The organism is Citrobacter sp. Cs237 (assembly GCF_030332325.1).
GTDB classification, from domain to species: Bacteria; Pseudomonadota; Gammaproteobacteria; order Enterobacterales; family Enterobacteriaceae; genus Citrobacter_A; species Citrobacter_A sedlakii.
In genome coordinates this window covers 1-3,886 of the sequence record NZ_JAOWIB010000096.1, presented here as the reverse complement: position 1 = coordinate 3,886, position 3,886 = coordinate 1, and the positions used below count along the sequence as shown (strand labels likewise).

Here is a 3,886-nt window from a genome sequence, read left to right as displayed (position 1 = left end):
GATTTTGAGAACGACAGTGACTTCCGTCCCAGCCTTGCCAGATGTTGTCTCAGATTCAGGTTATGTCGCTCAATGCGCTGAGTGTAACGCTTGCTGATAACGTGCAGCTTTCCCTTCAGGCGGGGTTCATACAGCGGCCAGCCATCCGTCATCCATACCACGACCTCAAAGGCCGACAGCAGGCCCAGAAGACGCTCCAGCGTGGCCAACGTGCGTTACCTAACAATAAACCTGTTTAAATATCCAGATAAAAACATTCAATCTGGGTCAAATGAGTGATACAGTTTCACCCATAAGACCCAATGGAGGCAATATGTCTGAATTTGAATTACTGGCGCAGGATCTGCTTGAGAAAGCAGAAGCGGAAGAACAACTGCGACAGGAAAATGATAAAAAGCTGCTCGGGCAGGTGCTGGAAATCTATGACCAGAAGTACGTGGCTGAACTGCTTAGAAAAGTTGGTAAAAATGAGTGGAGTCGCGAGACTCTTAATCGCTGGATTAATGGTAAGTGCTCACCTAAGACGCTGACGTTAGCCGAAGAGGAACTTCTACGAAAAATGCTTCCGGAAGCGCCTGCACATCACCCTGACTATGCCTTCCGGTTTATTGACCTGTTTGCTGGGATTGGAGGTATACGGAAGGGCTTCGAAACCATCGGTGGCCAGTGCGTTTTTACCAGTGAATGGAATAAAGAGGCTGTGCGCACATATAAAGCTAACTGGTTTAACGATGCTCAGGAACACACTTTCAATCTCGATATTCGTGAAGTCACGCTCAGTGATAAACCTGAAGTACCTGAAAACGATGCCTATGCTTACATTAATGAGCATGTGCCGGATCATGATGTACTTCTAGCAGGTTTCCCCTGTCAACCGTTTAGCCTTGCGGGCGTAAGCAAGAAAAACTCGCTCGGGCGCGCGCATGGTTTCGAATGTGAGGCTCAGGGAACGCTTTTCTTCGATGTGGCGCGTATTATCCGCGCAAAAAAACCTGCCATCTTTGTTCTTGAAAACGTTAAAAACCTGAAGAGCCATGACAAGGGTAAAACCTTTAAAGTCATCATGGATACCCTCGACGAACTGGGCTATGAAGTTGCGGATGCAGCTGAGATGGGCAAAAACGATCCTAAAGTTATCGACGGAAAGCACTTTTTACCTCAGCACCGAGAACGTATCGTTTTGGTCGGTTTCCGCCGTGATCTGAACATTCACCAGGGCTTTACCCTGCGCGATATTAGTCGTTTTTATCCGGAACAGCGTCCGTCATTTGGCGAACTGCTGGAACCCGTGGTTGACAGCAAATATATACTGACGCCGAAACTCTGGGAGTATCTCTATAACTACGCCAAAAAGCACGCAGCTAAGGGTAACGGATTCGGTTTTGGCCTCGTTAATCCTGAAAATAAAGAAAGCATTGCCCGTACGCTTTCTGCTCGCTATCACAAAGACGGGTCTGAAATTCTGATAGACCGTGGCTGGGATATGGCCACAGGTGAAACAGACTTCGCGAACGAAGAAAATCAGGCGCATCGGCCCCGCAGGCTGACTCCGCGAGAGTGCGCGCGCCTTATGGGTTTTGAAAAAGTAGATGGCAGGCCTTTTCGCATTCCTGTGTCAGACACTCAGTCGTACAGGCAGTTCGGTAACTCCGTAGTGGTGCCCGTGTTTGAAGCCGTAGCCAAACTGCTTGAACCTTATATCCTGAAAGCGGTTAATGCCGATTCGTGCAAGGTTGAACGAATCTGATCGCTCCTCCCGGTATTTATGCCGGGAGATAATCTATGGAATATCTGCGTAAAGCCCTGTCAGCTCAGCAATAAACGCACCTAGCGTCATTAGCTCAGCTCTCACCGCCTCCGGGTATTTTTTGTGCAGAGATGATGGCACGACCAATCTGACACCCGACTCCCGCATCTCCCGATATTGAGCCAGAGAAACTCCCTCCTGGAGTGTAAACAGATGCACCTGATGAATTTTATCGGCCTCATTCAGTATCTGACGCCAGCGATCCTTACAGGTAGTCTTGACTGCCAGCATGCGCAGATTTTCTACGGGAAACTCAGTATCGTGGTAAGCCCCTGCGGAAGGGAAAAGGAAATCGGGTTTTTTATTACCTTCTGTGATGGCCTGCGTCGCAAAGTGTCGCAGGCCGTGCTCAATGAATAGATGCTCCAGGTGCAGTTCCAGCGACTTCCCGGCTCTGGATTTACGGCGATTGCTGACAGAATTGGCCAGCGCAATAAATTCATCCACAGAGCCAAATCCTTTCCGGATGATATCCAGAACATGCAGTTCCTCAACCAATAGAAATATGTCGTACTCCACGCGCCGGCGGTCAAGAAGTTGCTCATCCGGATCAAGGGAATTTTTCACATAATGGCTGGCTGCATACTGAATAATTTCACTTCCCGACGGAAAGCGCAGGTGCCAGTCTTCAGGTAGAATATATTTATGATTTACTGGCGCTTGCTGTAGAGATAGTCCGCCTAGAATCTGTCCTGCGGGGCCGGATATAAGCGCTCCGGGTATAACTTCACCAATAGCGGTCTCAATGACGTCCTCTTCATCAGTGCTGGCGCATACCCAAATATTTACTTCCTTACAGTCCCCCCCTTGCTCATCAAGCTTGAAAGCCAGGAGCGTCAGAGCCCCTGTATTTTCAGGATCCTGAAGTGGGCTGCCTCTACCCCAGCGGGTAATCCTTTTTTCATTCCGGGTTTTACCAAAATGACGGCTGTTATAATAAATTGCCCTGGCTTCGCTGTCAGGGCAATCATGCGATGACACATGTGCGGTGAGAAAAACCGAAGGGTTCAGTTCACGGGTATGGTTGATAGACGGAAAGAGTTTTTCAACGATACCTGAAGGGATATAAAGCCCTACCTGGTGACCACCTGTTGCGCCGGTATCGTTGGCGGAAAGGCGTTTGATGTAGACGAAGTAATTCTCACATGCGATCTCAAGTAGCCAGTTGTGGAAAACCGACATAAGCATCCCCTGTTACCCTGAAACTCTACTCACCATTTTTTCATGATTATATACAAACAGTGTCATTTTCAGAAGACGACTGCACCAGTTGATTGGGCGTAATGGCTGTTGTGCAGCCAGCTCCTGACAGTTCAATATCAGAAGTGATCTGCACCAATCTCGACTATGCTCAATACTCGTGTGCACCAAAGCGAGGTGAGCATGGCGACGGAGGCTCTGTTGCAAAGATTGGCGGCAGTCAGAGGTAGGCTGTCGCTCTGCGCCGATCAGGCGGCTGCTGCGAAATGGTGGTTGAGCATGCCCATGGCCTCCGTCAGCGCCGAGGGCCCAATGCCAAAAGCTCTCTCCACAAGGCGCACCTCGCCCCTGATGCCGGGCTGCAGGCACCAGGGGCGAGCCTGTCCTTTGCGCAGGGCTCGCATGACTTCGAATCCCTTGATCGTGGCATAGGCCGTGGGGATCGATTTGAAACCGCGCACCGGCTTGATCAGTATCTTGAGCTTTCCGTGATCGGCCTCGATCACGTTATTGAGATACTTCACCTGCCGGTGGGCCGTCTCCCGGTCCAGCTTTCCTTCGCGCTTCAATTCGGTGATCGCTGCACCATAGCTCGGCGCTTTGTCGGTATTGAGCGTGGCAGGCTTTTCCCAGTGCTTCAGGCCTCGCAGGGCCTTGCCCAGGAACCGCTTCGCTGCCTTGGCGCTGCGGGTCGGCGACAGGTAGAAATCGATCGTGTCGCCCCGCTTGTCGACTGCCCGGTACAGGTAGGTCCACTTGCCCCGCACCTTGACGTAGGTTTCATCCAGGCGCCAGCTCGGATCAAAGCCACGCCGCCAGAACCAGCGCAGCCGCTTCTCCATCTCCGGGGCGTAGCACTGGACCCAGCGATAGATCGTC

At 51.0% G+C, this 3,886-nt stretch carries 3 protein-coding genes and 1 pseudogene; 1 reads left to right on the top strand and 3 read right to left on the bottom strand.

Annotated elements, in window-relative coordinates; genetic code table 11:
• Positions 1–215 (bottom strand): annotated as a pseudogene (locus OGY07_RS08260) (IS1 family transposase); the annotation flags it as partial.
• A 98-nt stretch (positions 216–313) separates the two neighbouring features.
• On the opposite strand from OGY07_RS08260, the gene OGY07_RS08255 reads away from it, so the two are divergent.
• Positions 314–1,747, top strand: a complete 1,434-nt coding sequence (locus OGY07_RS08255) for a DNA cytosine methyltransferase (RefSeq protein WP_001288432.1) — start codon at positions 314–316, stop codon at positions 1,745–1,747.
• Positions 1,748–1,780: 33 nt separating this feature from the next.
• Here OGY07_RS08255 and OGY07_RS08250 read toward each other — a convergent pair whose 3' ends face one another.
• Both OGY07_RS08250 and OGY07_RS08240 read right to left on the bottom strand, forming a co-directional pair.
• Positions 1,781–2,989, bottom strand: a complete 1,209-nt coding sequence (locus OGY07_RS08250) for a type II restriction endonuclease (RefSeq protein WP_001749969.1) — start codon at positions 2,987–2,989, stop codon at positions 1,781–1,783.
• Between the two features lie 266 nt (positions 2,990–3,255).
• Positions 3,256–3,886, bottom strand: a 631-nt coding sequence (locus OGY07_RS08240; protein ID WP_089046707.1) for an IS6-like element IS6100 family transposase, incomplete at its 5' end; no start/stop codon positions are given.

Excerpts from the sequence above, each read along its gene's own strand:
- OGY07_RS08255 (WP_001288432.1), top strand. The coding sequence starts at position 314 with ATGTCTGAATTTGAATTACTGGCGCAGGATCTGCTTGAGAAAGCAGAA.
- OGY07_RS08250 (WP_001749969.1), bottom strand. The coding sequence starts at position 2,989 with ATGTCGGTTTTCCACAACTGGCTACTTGAGATCGCATGTGAGAATTAC.